This is a genomic window from Psychrosphaera haliotis (assembly GCF_009728465.1).
Lineage (GTDB): Bacteria > Pseudomonadota > Gammaproteobacteria > Enterobacterales > Alteromonadaceae > Psychrosphaera > Psychrosphaera haliotis.
Genome location: NZ_WOCD01000001.1, coordinates 582,996 through 605,112 on the forward strand (window position 1 = coordinate 582,996; position 22,117 = coordinate 605,112).

A 22,117-nucleotide genomic window follows, 5' to 3' on the forward strand; every position below is an offset into this window, starting at 1 on the left:
GCTTGAAAATGCGAAAGCATTGTTGCCAAATGTTAAAAAACAGGCAAACAAACAAGTAAAGCGTAGCATCCTGACTAAAAACGACTTCATTGGTGATAGGAATCTTATTAAGTTATTATTATAATGGTCCATGAACGGCATAGTTGTAACAAATTTTTACAAACAAACCAAGTTTATTTTTTCATCAACCCGTTACTAGCGCCACCCTTAATTAATAACATTAATCTTAAAAATCATTGAGTTAAATATGCGCGACAACATTTATGCAAATCCTCATTCAGAAGTAAAAGACTTTACCTTTGATCGTTCCGTTGTCGAAGTTTTTCCAGACATGATTCAACGTAGCGTTCCCGGTTATTCAACTATTGTTAGCTCAATTGGTAAGTTAGCAAAACAATTTCAGCAAGAAAATTCGAATATCTATGACTTAGGTTGCTCCCTTGGAGCCGCGACCATAGCAATGAGAAAATTTGTGGATGCCCCTAATTGTAAAATTATCGGTGTTGATAATAGTGAAGCGATGGTGGAACGTTGCCGGCTCCATATAAATGCGTTCAAATCTTCAGTGCCCGCCGAAATTCAGTGCGCGGATATAAATGACATAGAAATTGAAAATGCATCTGTTGTTGTGATGAATTTTACCTTACAATTCATCCCGCCTGAAAAACGACGATTTCTACTGGATAAAATTTACGCTGGGCTCAAACCTGGTGGTGTATTTATTCTCTCAGAAAAGTTTGTTTTTGATGATGAGACGATAAATGACGCATTGACAGATTTGCACCTCGATTTTAAACGAGCAAATGGCTATAGCGAATTAGAGATTAGTCAAAAACGAAGTGCAATTGAAAACGTAATGAAAATTGATTCTTTTCAGGCTCATATTGAAAGATTAGGAAATGTTGGCTTTAGCCATGTTTCAAGTTGGTATCAATGTTTTAACTTTGGTTCTTTCATCGCCATAAAAAAATGATGTGTAATTAAAAGTGAATCACAACACGCATGACTGATATTTTTAATAATTTCTACGCTCAAATTGCTCAGAATAAACTCTCCCATTGGCTAGAGTCTCTTCCTAAGCAATTAAACCACTGGCATAGTTCAAATCTCCACGGCGAATATAAGCAATGGATGAAAAACATTGACCTTCTTCCGCCAGTTGAGCCTGAAACTTTAAATTTATCCACTAGTGTTTCAGTTTCAACGACTCAATCGTTACCTCCTGGTTTTGATAAAAAAACCACTCATCATTTAATGCAGTTAAAACCATGGCGAAAAGGTCCTTATCACCTGCATGGTATTGATGTTGATACTGAATGGCGTTCTGACTTCAAATGGGATCGCCTAGCCCCTCATATTTCCGATTTAACTGACCGATACGTTTTAGATGTTGGTTGTGGCAGTGGCTACCATTTATGGAGAATGAAAGGAGCCGGTGCTAAGTTTGTTGTAGGAATTGATCCTACCCAGTTATTTTTCGCTCAATTCATGGCTGTACAGCACTTTATGCAAGAGCCTAGCGTTAACTTATTACCGCTAGGTATTGATGACCTTCCACCATTAAAGTCTTTTGATACGGTATTTTCCATGGGCGTTTTGTACCACAGAAAATCACCAATGGACTTTTTACAGCAACTTAAAGCGCAATTAGTTAAGGGTGGTGAGCTCATACTTGAAACCTTAATTATTGAAGGTGATGAGAACACAGTTTTAGTGCCTGATGACCGTTACGCTAAAATGCGCAATGTTTGGTTTATTCCAAGTGCAAAAGCGTTAGAGGGTTGGCTTAAGAAAGTAGGTTTTAGCAATATTCGCCTCGTTAACATAGACCAAACGACGTTAGATGAGCAACGAAAAACCGACTGGATAGATACCGAATCATTAGAAGATTTCCTAGATCCAAATGACCCCAATAAAACTATAGAGGGTTATCCCGCTCCTCTTCGCGCTATTTTTGTCGCGAACGCTTAAGGAAAACCAATGCCTCTTTACCGTCCTAAATCAACTATCGAACAATGGCGAATATTACAAGCGGTAGTTGACTTCGGAGGGTATGCCCAAGCAGGCGAGGCATTAAATAAAAGCCAATCTAGCCTAAATCATGCAGTATCTAAACTGCAACACACACTCGGCGTTCAACTTCTAGAAGTTAAAGGGCGAAAAGCTTATTTAACTAAAGAAGGCGAAGTGATGCTGCGCCGCTCTCGTCTCTTGACCCAAAATGTTGAAGAACTAGAACAGCTCGCTGAAAATATGACGGCAGGCTGGGAACCAGAAATTACTATCGCCTGCGAAACCATTCATCCAAAAGAAAAATTATATTCCGCACTTGAAGAGTTTTACCCTCAAGCAAGAGGCACTCGAGTGCGAATTGCAGACGAAGTTCTTACGGGCACAAAAGAGCGAATTTTAGAGCATACTGCCGACCTTGTTGTGGTCGGTGGCACTATTCCAAAGGGTTATTCAGGCGAGAAGCTCGAAACCGTTACCTTTGTCGCATATTGCGGCGCAAATCACCCACTGGCTCAATTTGACACTGTCGATATTGAAGAGCTGACGCACGAACTTCAAATTGTTATCAGCGACTCTAGTAAACACCCTGAAGAAAGTCAGGGTTGGTTAAAAGCGGAACAGCGATGGACAGTCAGTAACTTTTATCAAGCCATTGCCATTTTAAAACGTGGTACAGGATTTTGTTGGATACCCAAACATTTAACCCATCAAGAAGTTCAAGATGGGAATATCGTACCGGTAAAGCTAACGTCACTTGGTGAAAAAACAGTGATGACACATTTAGTCACACCAACGCCAAATCAGTTAGGCCCTGGTGCGACGCTACTGAAAAATTTAATTTTAAAGCAATACAAATAATGACGGCTTACAAGTGAACCTATTTACGTTAAAATTTGATTCACGAGCCACAACCACCCCACTTTTGAGGATATGACATTGAGCAACAATCAATCTTTAAGCTACAAAGACGCTGGTGTAGACATAGATGCAGGTAATGCCCTAGTAGAACGAATTAAAGGTGCTGTTAAACGCACTCGACGTCCAGAAGTTATGGGCGGACTAGGTGGATTTGGCGCACTATGCCAACTTCCAACGGGCTATAAAGAACCGCTTTTAGTTGCTGGTACTGACGGTGTTGGTACAAAGTTAAGATTAGCGATTGATCTAAAGAAGCACGATACCGTTGGTATTGATCTTGTTGCTATGTGCGTTAACGATCTTATTGTTCAAGGTGCAGAACCACTATTTTTCTTAGACTATTATGCTACCGGTAAACTTAACGTAGACGTTGCAGCTGATGTAGTTAGTGGCATTGCTGATGGTTGTGAATTATCAGGTTGTTCATTAATCGGTGGTGAAACTGCTGAAATGCCTGGTATGTACGAAGGCGACGACTATGACATGGCTGGTTTTTGTGTTGGTGTTGTTGAAAAGTCTAAAGTTATCGACGGCACAAAAGTTAAAGACGGCGATCAACTTATAGCTCTTGGCTCTTCTGGCCCGCATTCAAACGGCTACTCATTAGTGAGAAAAGTGATTGAAGTTTCAGGCGCGGATCTTACCGCAGACTTCCATGGCAAGCCTTTAGCTGACCACTTAATGGCTCCAACTCAAATTTACGTTAAGCCTGTATTGGAACTATTAAAGCAAGTTGATGTCCATGCTTTATCACATATTACTGGCGGTGGTTTCTGGGAGAACATTCCACGAGTACTTCCTGAAGCAACTAAAGCAGTTGTAAACGAAGCGTCATGGCAGTGGCCAGAAGTATTTAACTGGTTGCAAGAGAATGGCAATATTGAGCGCCATGAAATGTACCGCACATTTAACTGCGGCGTAGGCATGGTGATTGCGGTTGCAGCTGAAGATCTTGACCGCAGCTTAGCTATTTTAAAAGATGCTGGCGAAAACGCATGGCATATTGGTGAAATCAAAGATGCAGATGCATCTGAAGAGCAAGTAGAAATTATTAAGGCTTAATAAGTGAGTGCTAACAACGCAAAAATTGTCGTATTAATTTCCGGCAATGGTTCTAATCTACAAGCCATTATCGATGCTACTGAGTCTGGAAGAATTCCAGGCTCGGTGGTTGGCGTTATTTCTAATCGACCTGATGTATTTGGCTTAGAGCGAGCAAATGAACATAACATTCATGCTCAGGTTATTGATCATAAAAACTATGAAACAAGAGAACAGTATGATCAAGTTCTTGCATCTTCAATTGCGGCGTTAAACCCTGATGTTGTTGTATTAGCAGGCTTCATGAGAATTTTAACCGCTGACTTTGTAGAGCAGTTTGAAGGGAAGTTAATCAATATCCACCCTTCTCTTCTGCCTAAATATCAAGGGTTAAACACTCATCAACGAGCATTAGATGCTGGTGATGAAGAGCATGGTTGTAGTGTTCATTTTGTAAATGAACAACTTGATGGTGGACCGGTGATTCTGCAAGCGAAAGTGCCAGTATTTGGTGACGATGACGCAGACTCCCTTGCGGATAGAGTTCATGTTCAAGAACATTTAATATATCCACTAGTGGTAAAGTGGTTGTGTGAAAAAAGATTGCGTTTACAATCAGATGGCGTATATCTAGACAACTCTCTTTTACCGGAACAAGGTTATGCAAATGATGAATAAAGGTCGTACTGCTGTCTTCTCTATTTTGTTAAGTGTTTTTGCTATTGGCTCATTTGGAGCCTCTGCAACAATCGAAAAAGCAAATGATGCCATTAAACCTTTTAGTGCCATTTACGATATGTATCGTCAGGGCGATAAGCTAGGCCAAGGTGAGAGAGCTCTAAAGAAGATTACAGACAACCAATATTCTTTGTCTTTGAAAAGTGAGCTAAAATGGCTCATTTTTTCTGACAAACGAAAGGAAGTTAGCGTGTTTACCGTTAGTGACGGGGAAAACATCACTCCTAACTTGTATACGTTCGACCGCTCAGGTACAGGCAGTGACGAAGAAGTTAAGATCTCCTTTAACTCAGACCAATCATTAATTGTTAACCCTAAAGCTAAAAAAGACGCAGCCCCTGATGAGTGGCAGCAAGGGTGGCAAGATGAGATGTCTTTACATGCTCAAATTCAGCTTGATCTAATAAACAACAAGTCAACATTCAACTATACGGTTGTTTCTAATAGCGGCAAGCTGCGTGAATACATGTTTGAAGTTATCGGCGAAGAGTTGATTAGTACTGGTTTTGGTCGCTTTAAGGCAATTAAAGTGGCACGCGTATATGAAGACAAGAAGTTTTATGCGCAGCACGCCTGGTTTATTCCAGAGTTAAACTTTACGCTGGCCAGACTATGGCGAATGAAAAAAGGCGTAGAGCAGTACGACTTAGTTATCAAAAGCTTTACTGTTGTTGAGTAGAGGTAAAGATGGAAAGCCGTCAACAATTACGAGCCTCTATTCGAAAACGCCGTAATCTGTTGACTGCGGAACAACAAACTGAGGCTGCTGAACTTTTAAAGAATAATGCTTTAAAGCTTATTCAGTCAGGGCAATCTATCGCGTTGTACTTAACCAATGACGGTGAAGTAAATACCGCACCACTCATTGAGCACTTACGAGAATTAGACACGCCACTACTATTTCCAGTACTACACTCCTTTTGTTCTGGTTACTTAAATTTCCAATACGTAAATAGACAAACCAATTGGACAACAAACAAATACGGTATTACTGAACCAGCTCCGAATGCGCTGACTACCGCTCATTTATCCAATATCGACATCATTTTTATGCCATTAGTTGCCTTTGATACTAATGGCAATAGACTTGGAATGGGCGGCGGATATTACGACAGAACATTAGCAAATATAAATCAGCTATCGAAAAAGCCAACCTTAGTTGGACTTGCTCATGACTGCCAAGAAGTTGAGCATTTAAACAGTGAGCAATGGGACATCCCCATTAACATGATAGTGACACCTACCCGAATTATTAGAATATAAAACAATAACGAGAAAGCCATGAATCAAGATGAAATGAAAAAAGCCGCAGCGCTTGCTGCTTTAGATTATGTACAAGCTGATACCGTAGTTGGTGTTGGTACGGGCTCTACTGTTAATTACTTTATTGACGGCTTAGCAACAATAAAACACAACATTATTGGTGCGGTTTCTAGTTCTGAAGCGTCAACTGAACGCTTAAAACAACATGGCATTGAAGTGTTTGATTTAAATAACGTTGCTGATTTTGATTTGTATGTTGATGGCGCTGATGAAATTAATGCCGATAACGCCATGATTAAAGGTGGTGGCGCAGCCTTAACTCGTGAAAAAATTGTTGCAGCGGTTGCTAAAAAGTTCGTCTGTATTGTTGATGAGTCTAAGTTGGTTCGACATTTAGGTGAGTTTCCATTACCCGTTGAAGTTATTCCAATGGCCCGCAGCTATGTTGCCCGTGAAATAGTAAAACTAGGTGGCAGCCCAGTTTACCGTGAAGGTGTTATCACGGATAACGGCAACGTCATTCTTGATGTTTTTGATATGAAAATTGCTGAGCCTAGAAAACTAGAAGAACAACTTAATAATATCGTTGGTGTGGTCACTAACGGCCTGTTTCGCACATCGAGGCGCAGACCATGTAGTTATCGGTGGGAAGAATGGGGTTGAGAAACGCTAAAAAATAGAGTATTAATTCTAATTAAAGCGCATCAACTGTAATTTGAACCTCTAAAAATTGGATTCCTAGAATGGAAAATATTTCGCTGGCCAAGCATAAAATCAAAATTTTGTTGTTAGAAGGTCTTCACCCTAGCTCTGTCGAGACGTTAAAAGCGCAGGGTTATAACAATATTGAAACACTAAAAACGTCATTGCCTGAAAACGAGTTAATTGAAAAAATTAAAGACGTTCACTTCATTGGTATCCGCTCTCGTACAGACTTAAATGCCAACGTACTTAAGCATGCGCAAAAACTCATTGCTGTGGGTTGCTTCTGCATTGGGACCAATCAAGTTGACTTGGTTGCGGCGAAAGAAAAAGGCATCGCGGTATTTAACGCCCCTTTTTCCAATACTCGCTCAGTGGCCGAGTTAGTGCTTGGTGAAATACTACTTCTTATTCGTGGCATACCTGAAAAAAGCGCAAATGCTCATCGAGGCGTTTGGCAAAAGTCGGCTATTGGCTCTTTTGAAGCTCGAGGCAAAACACTAGGTATCATTGGTTATGGTCATATTGGTACGCAATTAGGCATCATGGCTGAAAACATTGGTATGCGCGTTCAGTTCTTTGACATAGAAAATAAACTAACCTTAGGGAACGCTAGCCAAGTAGCCAGCTTAGACAAGCTACTTAGTACTTCTGACGTCATTAGTTTGCATGTACCTGAAACCGCATCAACGCAAAATATGATGGGTGAAAAACAACTTAGCAAAATGAAGCAAGGCGCAATATTAATAAATGCCTCTCGCGGAACGGTTGTTGATTTAAATGCGTTAACCGACGCATTAAAAAGCAAGCATATTGGCGGCGCGGCTATTGATGTTTTCCCTGTTGAGCCAAAATCCAATGATGAAGAGTTTATCTCACCGTTAAGAGGTTTAGATAACGTAATACTTACGCCTCATGTGGGTGGTTCGACTCAAGAAGCACAAGAAAACATTGGCATTGAAGTGGCTGGAAAATTAGCAAAATACTCAGACAACGGCTCAACACTGAGCGCAGTAAATGTACCTGAGGTTTCACTTCCAGAGCACACGGGTCGCAGCCGAATATTACATATTCATAAAAACCAACCTGGTGTGTTAACTAAGATCAATGAAGCTTTTGCTAAACACAATATCAACATTGCTGCACAGTATTTACAAACCGATGAAAAAATTGGTTATGTGGTCATTGATGTCGAAACCGATGACAGTAATACCGCATTTGACGAATTAAAGCTTATTGAAGGCACAGTGAAGACTAGATTGCTTCATTGATTTTAAATTTGTCCTTGATATTTAAACGAGCCAATAGACGTCTATTGGCTTTTTTTATTTTTATACTTTACAGATCGAATCTTTACTGTATATTTAAACAGTAAGTGATTATTAATTTTCCATAGGCTAGATTTACAGGAGATAGCAATGGCTGTTGAAACTAGGTATGTCGTTATACGAACCGACAAAAGCAATAAGGAACAAGACGTCATGACTTTTACCGACAAACGTGCTGCTGATGAATATGACAAAATGTTAGACATGGCAGATGACATGTTTGAACTATTGCAGCAAAGCGGTGTAAAAGTTGACGATCAACAAGCCGAAGAACTAAGTATCTACTTAGCTAAACAACGTGAAGAGGTGCTTATCGCCCTTCAAGCTAAAAAGAAACCAGCAGCAAAAAAGCCAAAGCCTAAAGCAAGCGCTAATGCTGAAAACCAAACTGATTTAGTTGATGAAGCTGGTGACTCAAAAAAGCTGAAGAGTGAGTTGCAGTCCGAATCTCACTCAGACGAATCAGAGGACAATTTGGTCGATTTTGTTATTGAAAAAGATGATGCCGCTTGAAGTCATTTAATTTATCCATATAACGGTGACTTGTCATATAATGACGCGTCACTTTTATAGGAGAATTATTTTGAACAAGAGTTTGGTTACTAATGTTATTGCGGCACTAGGCTGTATTGCAGGGTTTGGCCTCAATATTGATTGGCTTTTTTATATGTCGTTGTTTGCGTTATCTGGCGCATTAACTAACTGGATTGCCGTTCACATGCTATTTGAAAAGGTACCGGGTTTATATGGGACCGGTATTGTTCAATTAAAGTTTGTAGAATTTAAGTCTGCTATTCACCACCTAATTATGTCTCAGTTTTTTACTCAAGAAAATTTAGACAAATTTCTAACTGAACCAACAGGCGACGCTCACCATTTTGATTTAGAGCCTCTAATCAAAGAGACAGATATGTCATCGGCCTTTGATTCCCTAGTTCAGACTATCCAGCAAAGCTCCTTTGGTGGCATGTTAAGCATGTTTGGTGGCACTGACGCATTAGCACCATTAAAAGCCCCATTTGAAGAAAACCTTAAACAGTCTATTTCAGAAATAGCGGCGTCTGATGAGTTTTCTGAAAAGTTAAAATCACAGCTTAGTAGCTCTGCGAATGTTGAAGATATTAGAACAAAAGTAGATAACATTGTTCAACAACGCCTAAACGAGCTGACACCTAAAATGGTTAAAGATTTAGTTCAAGAGATGATTAAAAGTCACCTAGGCTGGTTAGTTGTTTGGGGTGGTGTATTTGGCGGTGCTATAGGCTTAGTGGCCTTTTTTGCTGGGTTGTAGCCGTATTAAAGTTGCCGTATTAAATTTGCCGTATTCAACAAAAAGCCCGGGCATCATGTACTCGGGCTTTTTTTTGCTAATTGATCTGGCTTAATTAACCAAGCTCACTAAGTTCTATTAAACAAGCTTCTCCATGCGCTTGATCATTTTAATATCTAAATCACTAATGCCGTCTACATCGTGAGTGACTAAGTCAATTACCACTTTGTTCCAAACGTTTGACCATTCTGGGTGGTGAATCAACTTCTCAGCATGAATAGCGACTTGAGTCATAAAACCAAAAGCTTGAATAAAGTTTTTAAATACAAACTCTTTATGTAGCTTGCCATCAACAATTTGCCATTGCTTTTCAGCTTCTAATGGCGCATTGATATCTGTTAATTCTTGCTCTAACTGCTCATTTGTTAATTTTACAGCCGCCATAAAAATCCCCTTTCACTCTATAATTATAATTTTAGTCTTGAGTATGTAACTTCATTCTTTCTAAAAGGTCGCCTGTGATTTCTACTGCTTTACCTGTTTTTTGATCCATCACAACAAACGTAATGTCTGCATCTACTACAACTTTGTCAGTGCCTGCTTTGGTGATCACTTGATGGAACACTGCACTTTTATTGCCAATCTTCGACAACGCAGTCGTTAGCTCTAATGTGTCGCCCATATAAGCACTAGCGCGATAGTTAATATTGATATTCACAATAGCCCAGGCATAACCTAGAGAAGTAAAGTACTCAATGTCGCCGCTGTCTTCTAGATACTGCCAACGAGCTTCTTCTAAAAACTCTAGGTAACGAGCATTATTCACATGCTGATAAATGTCTAAGTGAAACCCGCGTACTTTAATTAAACTTGTTTTGTTCATGTTGCTTCCTTTACTACCCTGTATTTACAAATTACTTTCTGCGACGACGTTTCTTTTTCTTACCGTCTTCTTCTTCCGCTTTAGCAGCTCGTTCGGCTTCTTTTTCAGCAATAATGATTTTTGCTTCTTCAGCTTGTTCAACTGTTTCTAAAGTAATACGGCCAAGCGTGCCTGAACGGTATTCATTCAGTATTATTTCTGACACCTTGTATAAGTCGGCTATGCCACCTTTTCTTATACATGCCCTTTGGCGAGCAATAGCATCCATCACGTCGATAGGCTGCTCTGGTAAGTCTTTTAATTGATAACGTTCCACCAGCAACTCTGGGTAATGTTCTAGCAAGTACTCAACGGCGTAATAAGCAATGTCTTCTTTTTCCGTCACTGTGTCTTTTATACCGCCAGTAATAGCCAGTCGGTAACCACAATCTTCTGGTTCTAGTTTTGGCCACAAGAACCCAGGAGTATCATGTAAAACAATATTGTTATCTAAGCGTATACGTTGTTGAGCTTTAGTTACACCGGCTTCATTACCTGTTTTAGCAATGATTCGATCAGCCAATATATTAATTGTGGTTGATTTGCCAACATTAGGGATACCGCAGATTAATGCTCTAAGTAGCTTATCTTGACTTACTCTGTGCGGCACCATGTCCGAGATAACATTAAGTAAGTCTTTAACAGACTTCGGGTCATGTTGAGTCACGGCAATGGCATCGATGCCACGCTGAGCTTTAAAATGTTGTAACCAAATTTCAGTTTGCGCAGGATCTGCTAAATCTGATTTATTGAGAACTTTAAGTACCGGTGTGTCGCCACGTAATGCAGGCACTAAAGGGTTTTCACTCGAAAACGGAATTCGGGCATCTAGAATTTCGATAATTACGTCTACCTGAGGCATGATCTCGGCAATTTCTTTGCGAGCTTTATGCATGTGTCCAGGGAACCAGTTTATTGCCACGAGCAACTCCGTTAAATAATTGTGTCTTAATATCGGGCGCATATTCTACCCGTTTGCGAAGTTAGTATAAACGACTTATTTTTTCACTGCCTTAATTTGAGTTACCTCGTTGAAAAACAAGGATAGAGCACCCACAATTAACAGTAATTTAAAATTATGCAGTTCAATTTAACTTGTTAAAGGACATATTATGAAAACAGCAGTGATTACTGGTGCAAATCGTGGAATTGGTTTAGCAATGGCAACCCAACTATCTCAGCAGGGTTGGGAGATTATTGGCGTTTGTCGTTCAGACTCGGACGAACTTGAAGCTATCGCAGGTATGGTTATTAGTGGCATAGATGTGACTGAGCCAGAGCACCTACAGCAAGTTAAAAAAATACTCGGCGATACAAAAGTTGATTTATTGATTAACAACGCTGGCCTTTTGCAAGATGAAAAGCTCGGTGAAATTGACTATGACTCTATTCGTGATCAGTTTGAAATAAACACATTGGCACCGTTAATGGTAACAGAAGCCTTACTACCAAACATGTCTGAAGGTAGTAAAGTAGCATTAATTACCAGCCGAATGGGTTCTATTGCCGATAATGAATCCGGCGGACGTTATGGCTACCGAGCATCAAAAGCGGCACTTAACGCCTTTGGTAAGTCACTATCATTAGATTTAAAAGACGATGGTATTGCCGTTGCTCTATTACACCCTGGTTATGTGCAAACTCGTATGGTTAACTTTGGTGGTCATATAACACCAGAAGAAGCTGCGGAAGGTTTATTGGCGCGTATTGATGAGCTTAACTTAGAGAATACGGGCGGGTTCTGGCACAGCAATGGCGAACAACTGCCTTGGTAAACCTTGTCCTGAAGACTTGTATGAATAATTTAAGGTCTTCAAGTCAAAAATTCGATACAATGCGCGGCAAATGGGCAGTGTAATAACTGCCTTCTTATTTAACTACACTATAGGATTCAACATGGTTGTTTTAACTACTAATTTTGGCGAAATCAAAATCGAACTTTTCACTGAAGAAGCGCCAGTGACAACAGAAAACTTTTTAAATTACGTTAAATCAGGTTTTTATGACGGTGTTATTTTTCACCGTGTTATTCCTGGCTTCATGGTTCAAGGCGGCGGTATGGAACCTGGCATGGAAGAAAAAGACGGCAACGCTCCTATTCAAAACGAAGCAAACAACGGTGTTAAAAACGACCGCGGTACATTAGCAATGGCAAGAACGATGGACCCGCATTCAGCGTCTTCTCAGTTTTTCATCAACAGTGCTGACAACGGTTTCCTTAACTTCACAAGCGAAAGCTCTCAAGGTTGGGGATATTGTGTATTTGCTAAAGTTGTTGAAGGCATGGACGTGGTTGATAAAATCTCTGCGGTATCTACAGGCCGTTACGGTATGCACCAAGACGTTCCTCGTGAAGACATCATCATTGAAAAAGCAACGGTTGCTTAATAGCGTAGCTTAACGGCTTAGCTAACTAAATTATTATGTCTAGTACTCTTGTTATCGCGGATTTACATTTATGTCCGTCTCGTCCAGATATTACTCAATGTTTTTTTTCATTTTTGGAAAGCAACTCAGGTCAACATGATGCCTTGTACATCTTAGGTGATCTTTTTGAAACTTGGGTGGGTGACGATGACAAGAGTGCTTTTAATTTATCTATTAGCCAAGCTATTAAACACTTCAGCACATCTACGCCTGTTTATTTTTGTCATGGTAATAGAGATTTTTTGGTTGGTAAGAAGTTCGCTTTCCAAAGTGGTATGACGATACTTCCTGAGAACTATAAAACAACGCTTTACGGCCACTCCGTGCTACTTATGCATGGTGATCAGTTATGTTTAGACGACATAGACTATCAAGCATTTAGAAAGCGCAGTCGCAGTTGGTGGTGGCAAAAATTGATTTTGCTCATGCCTCTTAAAAGGCGCAAAAAACTAGCGGAAGATATCCGTGAAAAAAGCAAAGAAAGCCAAAAGCACAAGTCATTAGAAATAATGGATGTTGCACAACGTGAAGTAGATCGTGTTGTAAATGAATACGGCTGTGAATGGTTAGTTCATGGACACACACATCGTCCAAAAATTCATAACCTAGAAAATAGCAAAAAACGCATGGTTGTGGGTGATTGGTATGAACAGGGTTCAGCGCTATTACTGACAAAAGAAAAAGGCCAGCTCATTGAGTTACCATTTTTAAGCAACTAATTTACTGACCTATCAATTCACTGGCCTATCAATTCACTGGCCTATCAATTCTCGACTTTAATCTTTAACTAATTCTTTAAGTCTTAAACTTCTCTAGCATTGATTCCAATTTCGCGACAAACTTCCCTAAGCTATTTGTTGCAGCTATTGAGTCTTTCACGTTTTGGTCTGTCACCTTAGATATCTCACTAATAGACGACAAGCTTTGTTCAATTTCTTTAGCGATAACTTGCTGAGTCTGTGTCGCTTCTTCCGTTGCAACGTTTTGCTCACTAATTTGCTTAACCGACAAGCTAATATGATCAAGTGCAGTCTCTAGTTTTGCTGACTCTTCAATGGTTTTTAATGCCTGCTCATCTGAGCGAGTCATTGCTTGTACTGCGTTTTGAACGCCGCTTTGCAAGCTGTGAATTGTACTTTGAATTTCTTCCGTTGAATCTTGCGTACGTTTCGCTAAACCACGAACTTCATCAGCAACAACTGCAAAGCCTCTACCCTGCTCACCCGCTCTTGCCGCCTCTATCGCTGCGTTTAAGGCTAGTAAGTTAGTTTGCTCGGCAATGCCTTTGATAACGGCTAATACGTCATTAATGCTTTCACTTTGTTGTGATAACTGGTTAATGACTTGCACTGAGTGTTTAATTTCTCGACCAAGCTCATCTGTCGCATGTCGTGCATCAGCCAACGTTGAACGGCCTTGTTCCGTTTGTTCTGTAGCACTGTTTAACGAGTGAACAACAGTTTGACTGTTTTCTGAAACCACTGAAACCGCTGCTATCAAAGACTCAATAGAAGAAGTAATTGACTCTGTATCACCTAACTGAGAAGCAACAGCCTGCCCGGTTTGGTGCGCTAACTCTTCAACTGATTGAGCTTGATTAGTAACACCAAACGACGCCTCTTGCACTGCATCTACTAGCTGATGTACATTTTTAGCCATTTTGTTAAAGGCTGTTATAGCTTCTGCTAATTCGTCTTTAGTACGGACTTTAGCTGAAACAGTAGTATCGCCCTCAGCTAACTTTGTAGCTACTCTTGTTAAACTTCTTGTGGTATTTGATATAGATAAACTCATACCCACAAACAGATAAACAACCAATAACAATGCAACAACTACAAGCGCTACTAAAATATAGAAATCTTGAGTATTTTTATCTACGCGAGCATTCAGTCTTGATTCAAATTCTGTAAATAAGCCCGTTTTGCTTTTATAGATTTTAGACAGTTCAGCGTCTAAATGATTTTCAAAGTCAGCCTTCGTTAAGGTAATTTCATCTGCAATCAAAAATTGCTCTTCAAGGTACATAAGTGCATCGTCAAGAACGACAGTCATAGCTTCTGTATCTTTAGCTACTAATGAGCGAAGCATCTCGTCTTGGCCACTAACTAAACTATTTAGTTCCGCTATTTTTGAGAGTTCCGCGGCGAGTTCATCTGACGCCAGGCTTAAGCTGTCAAAGGTTGCTGATGAAACTTGAGGCTCACCAATTGCGTACATTGCCATGCCATAACCCGACAACAATTGCTTCAACGCATTTTGTCTTTTTTCAATAATAAGACGAGTTAATAAAACTGTATCTATATCAGGATCGTTAGTCAGCCCTTTTAGGTTTGCCACCAAAGGATATAAATTATTAAACTGGTCCAAAATTGACATCAAGTGAGTCATTTTATCCGTAGGCGATCGCCACACTGCAGAACCTATAGTGCCGGTCTTCTCAAGAATAGTATTTTTTGTCTCTTTTACCAGAGCTTTAACTTGGTCAAAACTATCTTCATTAAACATGTCCGCAACAAGCAACTTATCAAGTTGATCAACATACTCTTGAATTCGACTGGTTTGAGCGCGAGGTATTGTTTGCCCCGAACGCCAATGCAGATCACTGGCGATAACTTTGATTAACTCTTTTTGCTGAAGATCAATTTGCTTTATATAATCTACGGCCTGAAGTTCACTTTCACCATGAACAATTTCTGCTTTAACCAAACTGACATATTTGTTTGCCAAAATAATAAGGGGAATAAAAACAGGATCACGATCAGGGTAAACTTATGCCCAAAGCGCAACTGATTCATAAACGATGTGGCAGGTCTAAATAAAATTTTAAACATAAGACTCGTATTCTTTCTTTTTGTTATTATGAATATAGAAGTTATATTACGGAACGTCTAAGTAACATTATTGCGTAAAACACTTCTTTATTATCGGAGTTATTACCGATTTCTTTAACATTTAACCACATTAAACCAACTTATTGTTAGTTTTAGTTGTATTTACAGATATTGGGGGTGTACTTGAACAGTAATCACACAATTGAACCTATTGCGCATATTAAAACGCCTTTTAATGAAAAGTTTGGCATCCCTCGTCAGCCTAATTTGTGCAAAGCAAAAGGGGTTGTCACTTTAACTACTAATTTTAATTCAATGCAGGCAGTGAAAGGTCTTGAGAGACATTCGCACATTTGGCTACTGTTCTTATTTGATCAAAATTTAGATAAAGGCTGGAAGCCTAGCGTTCGCCCACCTAGGTTGGGCGGAAATGAGAAAGTTGGCGTTTTTGCTACCCGTTCCACTTTTAGGCCTAATGGCATTGGTATGTCCGTGGTCAATCTTATATCTGTCAAACAAGTAGATAACCAGATTGTTATTGAAGTGGAAGGGGTTGATCTGGTTAACAACACACCTATTATTGATATAAAGCCTTACATTCCCTACTCCGACTCTGTCGTTAATGCCACATCAGAAATGGCAAATGACGCCCCAGAAGCTCAACTTGACGTCTTTTTTAGTAAGACCGCTAATAACTCAATTGAATGTTTAAATATTGGCGTAGAGTTCATCACATTGATAGGTGATGTTTTGAAGCAGGATCCAAGGCCATCTTATAAACAAAATAAACCGGATACAAAAGTGTATGGTATTGCTTTAGAAGAGTTTAATATTACGTGGCAAGTAACAGATAAAAAGTGTGAGGTACTTAATGTTGAACCAATTTAATAGCCAATCTTCTGCTCGAACCATTGTTTTAGGTCTGCTGTTTGGATTGTTTTCATTAAGCGTTTTTGCCGTTGAAAATGCTAAAAGTCAGATAACAAAGCCAAACAAATTAATATTACCTAGTCTCCCTATTGCAACGAGCGCCAATACTACCGCTGTTATAGATGATGGTGAGTACCTGAACATACTAACCTTTATGGGCTTAACGCAATTAGACAATAAATTAGATGTTTCTAGTCAAGCTTGGAAACTCAAAATAAATAAGTCCACATTAGAAATAGAAAAAGCAGCACCCAAGACCAGAATTCCAATAGCAGAAGTGACAATCCTCGGCAATAAAAGCAGTAACTCATTAACCAGTGATAAAGACAGTTCAAATGACCATAGTGCTGATTCAGCTAATACGGATTTAACTAAGAATGATTTAACTAACACTGATTTGACTAAAAACGAATTAATAGACGGCAACTCTCCAAAAGAGAAAAGTAGCGAAGAGTTTTGGCAAGAAATAACCGCAGTGCCTACAGAACAAAAACAAAAAGGTCGCTTTGCTTCTAGCTCTGTTGTTTTGGAAAATAAAGTTTATATATTAGGTGGCTATAGCACTAATACCGTTGCTCAGCCAAAGCTTAACCCTAATAGACAAAATATAACTGACTTTTACAATTATGATATTACGTCAGATACATATCAACAGTTAGCTGACATGCCTGTACCGGTTGACGATACATTGATGCTCGCTTATCAAGACCGCTACATTTACGTTATTTCAGGTTGGCATAAAGACGGCGCCGTTAATTTAGTACAAGTATTTGATACTTTAAAGAATGAGTGGTTTCAAGCGAGTCCTTTATTGGGCAACGGTCGCTTTGGCCATGCTGGCGGCATCATTGATAATCAAATTTTAGTATGCGATGGCATGGAGAGAGTTGCTCAGATTGCAAGTTCCGCCGTTATGAAAATAAAGCAGTCTTGTATTTTAGGCGAGATTAGTCCTTTTGACCCAACTAAAATAAGCTGGGTAGACTGGGTGCACCCAGGTGAAAAAGGTAAATTTAGAATGGCGGCTTTTAGCGACGTTGACCAAGCCTCAATCACTTTTGTAGGTGGAGCAGAGCAACAATATGATGTGAATGGTAAGACTAGTAACGGAAAACTTGTTGAACCAAATAGTGAAATCTGGGTTTATCATGCCAATAAACGAAGCTGGAGCATTAAAGAAAGCAGTAATGCTATTGCCGATTTGAAAACGATTATTAAAGTGAATAATTCACTAATAACCATTGGTGGGCGTGACAAAACAGGTATTACAAATCGAGTTCTGTCACACAATTAGCAAAACTAATACACAGTTAGTTTAATAGTCCTTTTGGCTACTGCTACTGCCAATCCCAACTAATGTTGGATAAGACTTGGCAGTTATCACATTTAAAATCGAACAAACCAAATAGCGGCGTTTTGCTTTCCGACCACGAATTGTTTTCCGAGCTAGGTTTATTTTCTTGCCAAGATTCACCTATCGCCCAAGCATCACCACAGCTTGGGCAACGTCTGTTTTTTTCACTTTCTAAACTTTCACCGCCTACACGATAAAGATATTGATACGCTGGCTGCCCAGTTACCGTTTGGATATCGTCAAGTATTGACCGGCCTTGCGTTAAAAGTTGACTGCTTGGGTTAGAAAGCTGTTCAACCATCATGGCTTCTATCTCAGTCATCTCATTCATTTGCAACTGATCGCACGCTGCTTGGCTCTCTTGCCACTTAATTAAAGGGCGTCTAACAACCTCTGGTAATTTGTATAATGGAATTGGCATAAAGTGTTCACTGCACCTGATAGGCGAGCAAGACTGAACAAAGGTTGAATATAGAATGTAGCCTTTTGGCTTTGAGCATTGATCGGTAAAGTCTGATTGGCTTTCTAGTCCTTTAACTTCGGTAAATGGACCAGCAATTCCTATCTCTTGGAGCTCTTGTAAAATCTCAACAATATCCACCGTGTAATACTTTGAGTCCATTGAGTCTGTTTCTGGGCAAACTAAATGACAAACAAATTCGTCATTATTTAATGTTAAAGCAAATTCACGTCCTATAATTTGACCGTTGTATCTGAGCTCATCTAGCAACTCCGTGATCACAATTTGAGCTTGCTCAAGTGGCAAATCTTGCTGACAAATAAACTTAAGCTCGCATACAACCATTAATTCACCTTTTATTTTGTATTTCTTATTTAATCAAATGCATTTGATTGCTAGAATCCTTGGCCATTCTAGCCCATTTTTGTGGCAACTAAATAAGTAAATTTAATACGAGAGCAAAATCCAATGCGCACTAGTGATTATATTATCGCAACATTAAAAGAAACGCCGTCAGACGCAGAAGTTATCAGCCATCAGTTGATGCTACGCGCCGGCATGATCCGCAAGTTAGCATCTGGATTGTATACTTGGTTACCAACTGGCTTAAAAGTGGTTAGAAAAGTAGAACAAGTAGTACGTGAAGAGCTTGAAAGCGCTGGCGCAATTGAAATGCTAATGCCTGTTGTTCAGCCTGCTGACTTATGGGAAGAGTCTGGTCGCTGGCAAGAGTATGGTCCAGAACTGCTTCGCATTAAAGACCGTCATAATAGAGACTTTGCTCTGGGTCCAACTCACGAAGAAGTTATCACTGAATTTGTTCGCAAAGAAATTAACAGCTACAAACAGCTGCCTCTAAACCTATACCAAATTCAAACAAAATTCCGTGACGAAGTTCGCCCTCGTTTTGGTGTGATGCGTTCTCGTGAATTCATCATGAAAGATGCATATTCATTTCACCTAAGCCAAGACTGTTTACAACAGACTTACGACCGTATGCACAAAGCATATTGTAATATCTTTGAGCGCTTAGGTTTAGATTATCGTCCGGTTCTCGCTGACACTGGCAGTATCGGTGGTGACGCGTCACATGAGTTTCATGTTTTAGCTGAATCAGGTGAAGACGCTATTGCGTTTTCAACGGGCAGCCAATATGCCGCTAACATAGAAAAAGCCGAGGCTTTAGTAGACAAAGAGTCTGCTGATGCTCCTACTAAAGAAATGACATTAGTAGATACGCCAAATACAAAAACCATCGCTGCGCTTGTTGAAGGTTTTGACGTTGCTATTGAAAACACCCTTAAAACGCTCATTGTAAAAGCTTCTGATGAAGTGGACAGTGAGTTTGTTGCTTTGGTTATTCGTGGTGATCATGAGTTAAACGAAATTAAAGCTGAGAACTTACCGCAAGTTGCTGAGCCGTTAACAATGGCTACTGAAGAACAAATCCTAAGCGTTATGGGTGCAGGTCCAGGCTCTTTAGGTCCGGTAAACAGTCCTATTCCAGTAATTGCAGATAAAACCGCAGCTGTTACCTCTGACTTCGCAGTAGGCGCAAACCAAGAAGACAAACATTACTTTGGTGTTAACTGGAATCGTGATGTTGAGTTAGCTGATGTTGCTGATATACGTAACGTTGTTGAAGGCGATAAGAGTCCTTGTGGAAATGGAACGCTAACCATTAAACGTGGCATTGAAGTAGGTCATATATTCCAATTGGGCTCAAAGTATTCAACAGCTATGAATGCAGGTGTGTTAACTGAGACTGGTAAACATCAAGTGTTAGAAATGGGTTGTTACGGCATTGGTATTACTCGTATTGTTGCCGCTGCCATTGAGCAAAACCATGACAAGTATGGCATTAAGTGGCCAGCGGCTTTAGCACCATTTAGCGTTGCTATTGTGCCTATGAACATGCACAAGTCACATCGCATTCCACCAATTGCAGAAGCTGTTTATGAAAAGCTGAAAACTGCTGGTGTAGAAGTATTATTTGATGATCGTAAAGAGCGTCCTGGTGTTATGTTTAACGACATGGAGCTAATGGGCATCCCTCATCAAATTGTTATTGGCGAACGTAACTTAGACAACAATCAAATTGAATATAAAAATCGTCATACTGGTGACAAAGAGTTGCTAATGGTAGACGAAGCGGTTGATTTTGTACTTAAACAAATCAACGCATAAGACTTAGGTAAGTAGTATGAAAATTACAATGGAAAATATCGCCAAGGTTGCTTGGCAAAAAATGGACAACTTAGTACCAGCGATTGTTCAAGACGCCACCAGCGGTAAAATACTGATGCAGGGTTATATGAACCAAGCTGCATTAGAGGCAACTTTCGAAAAAGGGCTAGTTACCTTTTATAGTCGCAGTAAAGAGCGCCTTTGGACTAAAGGTGAAACCTCAAATAATACATTATCGCTAGTTAGCGTTCATATAGATTGTGATTTCGACAGTATTATTGTTCTTGCTAATGCTAATGGCCCAACCTGCCACACTGGCACAGAGAGCTGTTGGAGCACGCCTGACGCTGCATCATCGGTTAGCTTTATTGCTGACTTAGAGCGCGTTATTGCAAGTCGTAAAGGTGCGGATGCAGACTCCTCTTATACAGCTTCATTGTACGCTAGCGGTATTAAACGCATAGCGCAAAAAGTTGGTGAAGAAGGTGTTGAGACAGCGCTAGCGGCAACAGTAAAAGACTTAGAAGAATTGAAAAACGAAAGTGCTGACTTGTTATATCACTTGTTGGTATTGCTGCAAGCGAGTGACTTGTCACTGAATGACGTTATTGATGTATTGAAGAAACGTCACCAGAAGTAGTTATTTCAAAGTGCTGACCGTTAATAAATGAACAATAGGTTATTTACGTAACGGTCATATAAACAAAAAAGGTCACTTAACGTGACCTTTTTTTTGCTTAGTATAACTATAAAGTTATGCTTGGTGCCGGTACGCTCGCACCTGATTTCTGCCATTACTTTTAGCGACATAAAGTGCGCTATCGGCCGCTTCTATCCACTTCTGGTGAGAGTTAAAGTCGTGATGAAACTCTGCAATACCTAAACTAACAGTGAACTTAATTTCAACTTCATTAAACATTACTGATGCAGCTTCTACTGAGCGTCTAACGCGTTCTGCAAAAATAGCCGCGTGGCGAGCGTCTGTCTCTGGCAATATTACTGCAAACTCTTCACCACCGTATCGACCGCCAATATCAGTTTCACGAAGGTTTTGTTTGAGCAACTTAGCTAAATGCAGTATTGCTTCATCACCCGCCGCATGACCATAATTGTCATTTACATGTTTAAAGTGATCAATGTCGAATATTAATAACGAGCTAGTATTTTTAGTACGTCGTTGGCGCTGGAACTCTTTTTTTAAACACTCTTCCCAGAAACCGCGGTTGTTCAAGTTCGTCAATCTGTCGGTTTGGCTTAAACGTTTGAGTTCAGTATTTACTTCTTCGAGTTCTAGTTTTGATACCGCAACATCGGTCACATCATAAATGATGATACAAATATGCGTTACTGCGCCCATTGTATTTGTTAACGGTATAAACGTGGCATTTTGATACATAAAATGCGCAACACTGGTAATAGGACGATAATTTTTAAATTTAAAAATATGTGGTGTTTGTTCCCAAATAGTAAACGCTCGATTTTTTAATACAAAAACCGGATCCGTCTTCTGTCTTAACCAAGTTTCATCCAACTCAGGAAAGGTTTGGAACAATGACTGATTACGAACATCGTATGGCGAACGACCGCTGTGGTTCTCCATAAAGCCGTTCCATACTTGAATGCGATATTGATCATCTAGTACGACCAATCCAACATCCACCGACTGGAACATGTCCATTAACCAATGAATTTCTGATACTTCGATTTGTGCAGCTTGGCTTTGATCACTCATG

General features: G+C 39.8%; 23 protein-coding genes and 1 pseudogene. 18 read left to right on the forward strand and 6 right to left on the reverse strand.

The genetic code is table 11. The features are described from left to right. The first annotated feature begins 247 nt into the window (after positions 1-247). The 11 genes and pseudogenes from cmoA to GNP35_RS02630 all read left to right on the forward strand — a co-directional run bounded on the left by cmoA (position 248) and on the right by GNP35_RS02630 (position 9,294). A complete protein-coding gene (gene cmoA, locus GNP35_RS02580; RefSeq protein WP_155694235.1) occupies positions 248-973 on the forward strand; it encodes a carboxy-S-adenosyl-L-methionine synthase CmoA in 726 nt (241 codons plus the stop codon). 29 nt (positions 974-1,002) lie between these two features. Further along, complete coding sequence (gene cmoB, locus GNP35_RS02585) at positions 1,003-1,971, forward strand: tRNA 5-methoxyuridine(34)/uridine 5-oxyacetic acid(34) synthase CmoB (protein ID WP_155694237.1); 969 nt, start codon at positions 1,003-1,005, stop codon at positions 1,969-1,971. 9 nt (positions 1,972-1,980) lie between these two features. Next, positions 1,981-2,871 carry a LysR family transcriptional regulator gene (locus tag GNP35_RS02590; RefSeq protein WP_155694239.1) on the forward strand — a complete coding sequence of 297 codons (891 nt, stop codon included), beginning with the start codon at positions 1,981-1,983 and terminating at the stop codon, positions 2,869-2,871. Positions 2,872-2,949: 78 nt separating this feature from the next. Then, a complete protein-coding gene (purM, locus tag GNP35_RS02595) occupies positions 2,950-3,993 on the forward strand; it encodes a phosphoribosylformylglycinamidine cyclo-ligase (protein ID WP_230961265.1) in 1,044 nt (347 codons plus the stop codon). Positions 3,994-3,996: 3 nt separating this feature from the next. Continuing rightward, complete coding sequence (gene purN / locus GNP35_RS02600) at positions 3,997-4,650, forward strand: phosphoribosylglycinamide formyltransferase (RefSeq protein ID WP_330997672.1); 654 nt, start codon at positions 3,997-3,999, stop codon at positions 4,648-4,650. Beyond that, positions 4,640-5,389, forward strand: coding sequence for a DUF3108 domain-containing protein (locus GNP35_RS02605; RefSeq protein ID WP_196492394.1), 750 nt, complete (start codon positions 4,640-4,642; stop codon positions 5,387-5,389). Before purN ends, GNP35_RS02605 begins: the two co-directional genes overlap by 11 nt. Positions 5,390-5,397: 8 nt before the next feature. Beyond that, complete coding sequence (locus GNP35_RS02610; protein WP_155694246.1) at positions 5,398-5,973, forward strand: 5-formyltetrahydrofolate cyclo-ligase; 576 nt, start codon at positions 5,398-5,400, stop codon at positions 5,971-5,973. Positions 5,974-5,991: 18 nt separating this feature from the next. Further along, positions 5,992-6,646: pseudogene (gene rpiA / locus GNP35_RS02615) on the forward strand (ribose-5-phosphate isomerase RpiA). A 70-nt stretch (positions 6,647-6,716) separates the two neighbouring features. After that, entirely contained in the window at positions 6,717-7,946 is a 1,230-nt protein-coding gene (serA, locus tag GNP35_RS02620) for a phosphoglycerate dehydrogenase (RefSeq protein ID WP_155694248.1), read from the forward strand. A 147-nt stretch (positions 7,947-8,093) separates the two neighbouring features. Then, the gene (locus tag GNP35_RS02625) at positions 8,094-8,516 is read left to right on the forward strand and encodes a YebG family protein (protein WP_155694250.1); all 423 of its coding nucleotides are present in this window, start codon (positions 8,094-8,096) and stop codon (positions 8,514-8,516) included. Between the two features lie 70 nt (positions 8,517-8,586). Then, on the forward strand, positions 8,587-9,294 hold the full coding sequence (locus GNP35_RS02630; protein ID WP_155694252.1) for a DUF445 domain-containing protein: 708 nt from the start codon (positions 8,587-8,589) through the stop codon (positions 9,292-9,294). A 117-nt stretch (positions 9,295-9,411) separates the two neighbouring features. Here the strand turns inward: GNP35_RS02630 and GNP35_RS02635 are convergent, their stop codons facing one another. Genes GNP35_RS02635 through ylqF form a run of 3 tightly spaced genes read right to left on the reverse strand, consistent with a single transcriptional unit; the run spans position 9,412 to position 11,117 of the window. Beyond that, positions 9,412-9,717 carry a 4a-hydroxytetrahydrobiopterin dehydratase gene (locus GNP35_RS02635; protein ID WP_155694254.1) on the reverse strand — a complete coding sequence of 102 codons (306 nt, stop codon included), beginning with the start codon at positions 9,715-9,717 and terminating at the stop codon, positions 9,412-9,414. 31 nt (positions 9,718-9,748) lie between these two features. Beyond that, positions 9,749-10,156, reverse strand: coding sequence for an acyl-CoA thioesterase (locus GNP35_RS02640; RefSeq protein WP_155694256.1), 408 nt, complete (start codon positions 10,154-10,156; stop codon positions 9,749-9,751). A gap of 31 nt (positions 10,157-10,187) precedes the next feature. Continuing rightward, on the reverse strand, positions 10,188-11,117 hold the full coding sequence (gene ylqF / locus GNP35_RS02645) for a ribosome biogenesis GTPase YlqF (protein ID WP_330997673.1): 930 nt from the start codon (positions 11,115-11,117) through the stop codon (positions 10,188-10,190). A 190-nt stretch (positions 11,118-11,307) separates the two neighbouring features. Between ylqF and GNP35_RS02650 the strand changes: the two genes are divergently transcribed. From GNP35_RS02650 to GNP35_RS02660, 3 genes are all read left to right on the forward strand, one after another. Then, positions 11,308-11,970 carry an SDR family oxidoreductase gene (locus tag GNP35_RS02650; protein WP_155694260.1) on the forward strand — a complete coding sequence of 221 codons (663 nt, stop codon included), beginning with the start codon at positions 11,308-11,310 and terminating at the stop codon, positions 11,968-11,970. A gap of 121 nt (positions 11,971-12,091) precedes the next feature. Then, positions 12,092-12,583 carry a peptidylprolyl isomerase gene (locus tag GNP35_RS02655; protein ID WP_155694262.1) on the forward strand — a complete coding sequence of 164 codons (492 nt, stop codon included), beginning with the start codon at positions 12,092-12,094 and terminating at the stop codon, positions 12,581-12,583. 35 nt (positions 12,584-12,618) lie between these two features. Beyond that, a complete protein-coding gene (locus tag GNP35_RS02660) occupies positions 12,619-13,341 on the forward strand; it encodes a UDP-2,3-diacylglucosamine diphosphatase (RefSeq protein WP_155694264.1) in 723 nt (240 codons plus the stop codon). A gap of 76 nt (positions 13,342-13,417) precedes the next feature. Here the strand turns inward: GNP35_RS02660 and GNP35_RS02665 are convergent, their stop codons facing one another. Beyond that, positions 13,418-15,328 carry a methyl-accepting chemotaxis protein gene (locus tag GNP35_RS02665; RefSeq protein WP_155694266.1) on the reverse strand — a complete coding sequence of 637 codons (1,911 nt, stop codon included), beginning with the start codon at positions 15,326-15,328 and terminating at the stop codon, positions 13,418-13,420. A 308-nt stretch (positions 15,329-15,636) separates the two neighbouring features. On the opposite strand from GNP35_RS02665, the gene tsaA reads away from it, so the two are divergent. Both tsaA and GNP35_RS02675 read left to right on the forward strand, forming a co-directional pair. After that, positions 15,637-16,341 carry a tRNA (N6-threonylcarbamoyladenosine(37)-N6)-methyltransferase TrmO gene (tsaA, locus tag GNP35_RS02670; RefSeq protein ID WP_155694268.1) on the forward strand — a complete coding sequence of 235 codons (705 nt, stop codon included), beginning with the start codon at positions 15,637-15,639 and terminating at the stop codon, positions 16,339-16,341. Continuing rightward, positions 16,325-17,677, forward strand: a complete 1,353-nt coding sequence (locus GNP35_RS02675) for a hypothetical protein (protein WP_155694270.1) — start codon at positions 16,325-16,327, stop codon at positions 17,675-17,677. Before tsaA ends, GNP35_RS02675 begins: the two co-directional genes overlap by 17 nt. Positions 17,678-17,720: 43 nt before the next feature. Here the strand turns inward: GNP35_RS02675 and GNP35_RS02680 are convergent, their stop codons facing one another. Beyond that, on the reverse strand, positions 17,721-18,542 hold the full coding sequence (locus GNP35_RS02680) for a DUF2310 family Zn-ribbon-containing protein (protein WP_155694272.1): 822 nt from the start codon (positions 18,540-18,542) through the stop codon (positions 17,721-17,723). Positions 18,543-18,665: 123 nt separating this feature from the next. Between GNP35_RS02680 and GNP35_RS02685 the strand changes: the two genes are divergently transcribed. Both GNP35_RS02685 and hisIE read left to right on the forward strand, forming a co-directional pair. Next, complete coding sequence (locus GNP35_RS02685) at positions 18,666-20,384, forward strand: proline--tRNA ligase (RefSeq protein WP_155694274.1); 1,719 nt, start codon at positions 18,666-18,668, stop codon at positions 20,382-20,384. Positions 20,385-20,400: 16 nt separating this feature from the next. Further along, on the forward strand, positions 20,401-21,024 hold the full coding sequence (gene hisIE, locus GNP35_RS02690) for a bifunctional phosphoribosyl-AMP cyclohydrolase/phosphoribosyl-ATP diphosphatase HisIE (RefSeq protein ID WP_155694276.1): 624 nt from the start codon (positions 20,401-20,403) through the stop codon (positions 21,022-21,024). A gap of 114 nt (positions 21,025-21,138) precedes the next feature. Here the strand turns inward: hisIE and GNP35_RS02695 are convergent, their stop codons facing one another. Beyond that, positions 21,139-22,116, reverse strand: coding sequence for a sensor domain-containing diguanylate cyclase (locus GNP35_RS02695; RefSeq protein ID WP_155694278.1), 978 nt, complete (start codon positions 22,114-22,116; stop codon positions 21,139-21,141). Between the last annotated feature and the right edge of the window lies 1 nt (position 22,117).